The organism is Novosphingobium sp. (genome assembly GCF_025351285.1).
Taxonomy (GTDB): Bacteria; Pseudomonadota; Alphaproteobacteria; order Sphingomonadales; family Sphingomonadaceae; genus Novosphingobium.
Window position 1 is genome coordinate 1 of record NZ_JANXWG010000160.1, and the last position, 2741, is coordinate 2741.

The 2741-nt window shown below is 67.3% G+C and carries 2 protein-coding genes; both read left to right on the plus strand.

Annotated elements, in window-relative coordinates; genetic code table 11:
• The coding region (locus Q0R16_RS19420) for a serine hydrolase (protein WP_295640298.1) at nt 1-579 on the plus strand (579 nt) is incomplete at its 5' end.
• A gap of 40 nt (nt 580-619) precedes the next feature.
• Nucleotides 620-2449, plus strand: a complete 1830-nt coding sequence (gene recQ / locus Q0R16_RS19425; protein WP_295640301.1) for a DNA helicase RecQ — start codon at nt 620-622, stop codon at nt 2447-2449.
• The last annotated feature ends 292 nt before the right edge of the window (nt 2450-2741 follow it).

Here is a 2741-nt window from a genome sequence, read left to right on the forward strand (position 1 = left end):
ACGATCGCCCGCGCAGTCGTGCTCTATCGGGACAATGGCGCAGTCGCGAAAGACGATCTCCACGGCATCGCGCCGCCGTGCCCGGTGCTGACCGCCGACACCGCACCATGCGCACTCGATGCCTACACCCCCGGCTGGAACGGCGCGCTGTTCTCGCCGCAAGGCGGCTTGCGCATATTGATGCGCGATCTGGCGCGGATCGGGCAGATGCTCGCGCGCGGCGGGCGCGGCTTCCTCCGGCCCGAAACCTTCGCCGAGATGACGCGCGCGCAATGGCATTTCACCGGCGCCAACCGGCAGGACGATCCGGGCGCCGAGGGCTTCTTCTGCGCCTTCGGGCTGGGCGTGCAACTGATCGGCAGCGGCGAGGCCGGCTGCCATGATGGCCTTTTCGCCGATGCACACCAACGCATGGGACACGCAGGCGAGGCCTACGGGTTGCGCTCGGGCCTGTGGTTCGATCCCGCGAGCGGGCGCGGCGTGGCTTTCTTCACCACCCAGGTGCCCGACCATGATCCCGGCCAGCGTTCGGCCTTCACTCACGCGGAAGAGACCGTTGTGGACCGAATGCCACGCTGACTTTGGCAAGCGCGCCCGGCTCGGCTAGGGCGCGGCAAGAATGACCACCGCCACGCAAGCTGATCCGAACGACGCGCCCGTTTCGCGCGCGCTTGGGGCGCTCCACGCCACCTTCGGGTTCAGCGCCTTTCGCGGGGTGCAGGACCAGGTGGTCGGGCGCGTGCTGGCGGGGCAATCGACGCTCGCGGTCATGCCCACCGGCGCAGGCAAATCGCTGACGTACCAGTTGCCCGCCGTGATGATGCAAGGCACTTGCGTGGTCGTTTCGCCGCTGATCGCGCTGATGCACGACCAGTTGCGCAGCGCCACGGCCAACGGCATCCGCGCCGCCGCGCTGACCAGCGTCGACACCGACCGCGCGCAAACCGTGGCGCGGTTGCGCGATGGCGATCTCGACTTGCTATACGTCGCGCCCGAACGCGCCAGCCAGTCGCACTTCCGCGAACTGCTGAGCGAAGCGCGGATCAACCTGTTCGCGATCGACGAGGCGCATTGCGTATCCGAATGGGGCCACGATTTCCGCCCCGATTACCGACTGCTGCGCCCTTTGCTCGATCAGTTTCCCAGCGTGCCCAGGCTTGCGCTCACTGCCACCGCCGATGCGCACACCCGCGACGACATCCTCCAGCAACTCGGCCTGCCCGCCAACGGCCTGATCGTGGCCGGGTTCGACCGGCCCAACATCCGCTACACGATCCAACCGCGCGACAACCCGCAGCGCCAGTTGACGCAATTGCTCGCCGAACAGCCCGGCCCTGGTATCATCTATGCTCCTACCCGCGCCGGGGTCGAACGGCTGGCGCAATCGCTGGGCGCGAGTGGCCGCCCAAATGGTCGGACGGTGCTTCCATACCACGCAGGCCTTCCCCCCGACGTCCGCGCCGCCAATCAGAGCGCGTTCGTCGCCTCCGAAGACATGGTGATGGTCGCCACGGTCGCCTTCGGGATGGGCATCGACAAGCCCGACGTGCGTTTCGTCGCCCACGCCGGACTGCCCAAGTCGATCGAGGGCTACTACCAGGAAACCGGCCGCGCCGGCCGCGATGGCGATCCGGCGGTGGCAGTCTTGCTATGGGGCGCCGACGATTTCGCCCGCGCGCGCCAGCGGTTGAGCGAAGTCGAGGAAAGTCGCCTGGCCGGCGAACGCACCCGGCTGACCGCGCTGGGCGCGCTGGTCGAAACCCCCACCTGCCGCCGCGCGATCCTGCTACGCCACTTCGGCGAAAACCCGCCCGAGACTTGCGGCAATTGCGACAACTGCCTGAACCCGCCCAAATCCTTCGACGCCAGCGTCACCGCACAAAAGGTGCTCTCCGCCGTGTTCCGCACCGGCCAGCAATACGGTGCGGGCTATGTCGAAGGCGTGCTGACGGGCCAATCGAGCGAGCGCAGCCAGAAAGCAGGCCACGAATCGCTTTCGGTGTTCGGGATCGTGTTGGGCGAGGAGGCGGCGCTGCTCAAGCCCGTAATCCGCGCGCTGCTGGTACAGGACGCGCTGCGCACGACCGAACACGGCGGATTGATGCTTGGCCCGGCGGCACGACCGCTGCTCAAGGGTGAGGGCGAATTGTCGCTGATCGCGCAGCCTCCGCGCGAGGGCCGGCGCCGCAAAGGCGCGTCAGCGGGATCGACCGGCGCAGCGCTCAACCCCATCGGCGATCCGCTGTTCGACGCCTTGCGCGCGCTGCGCCGCGATCTCGCCAAGGAAGCCGGCGTGCCGCCTTACGTGATCTTCCACGACGCAGTCCTGCGCGAAATCGCCGCCCGGCGTCCGTCTGGTCGGAGCGAATTGGCAGACATCGGCGGCGTCGGCACCAAGAAACTCGACGCTTATGGCGATGCCTTCCTGGCAGTAGTTCGACAGTATTAGCGCGCAATCAAATGGGCTTGCCGCGCCTCATCCGTTCGTGTCGAGCGAAGTCGAGACACGTTGACACAGCGCTGGGGTGTCTCGACTTCGCTCGACACGAACGGGGGTGGTTTAGGGCAGCTTCGACCTAAGCCCTTGCTTCCTCCACGCCGGCTGAATTGTGCCTGAGCGCGTTGAGGACGGTTTCGACGATCTGGGGCGCATTCAGCCTGGCGGTGTCGTACTGGGCGTCGAGCGCGTCGTGGTCCTGGAAGGTGTCGGGCAGGCGCATCGTGCGGATTTTGAGGCCCGC

Bases quoted from the DNA above. Each gene is read 5' to 3' on its own strand.
- recQ (WP_295640301.1), top strand. From the start codon at position 620: ATGACCACCGCCACGCAAGCTGATCCGAACGACGCGCCCGTTTCGCGC.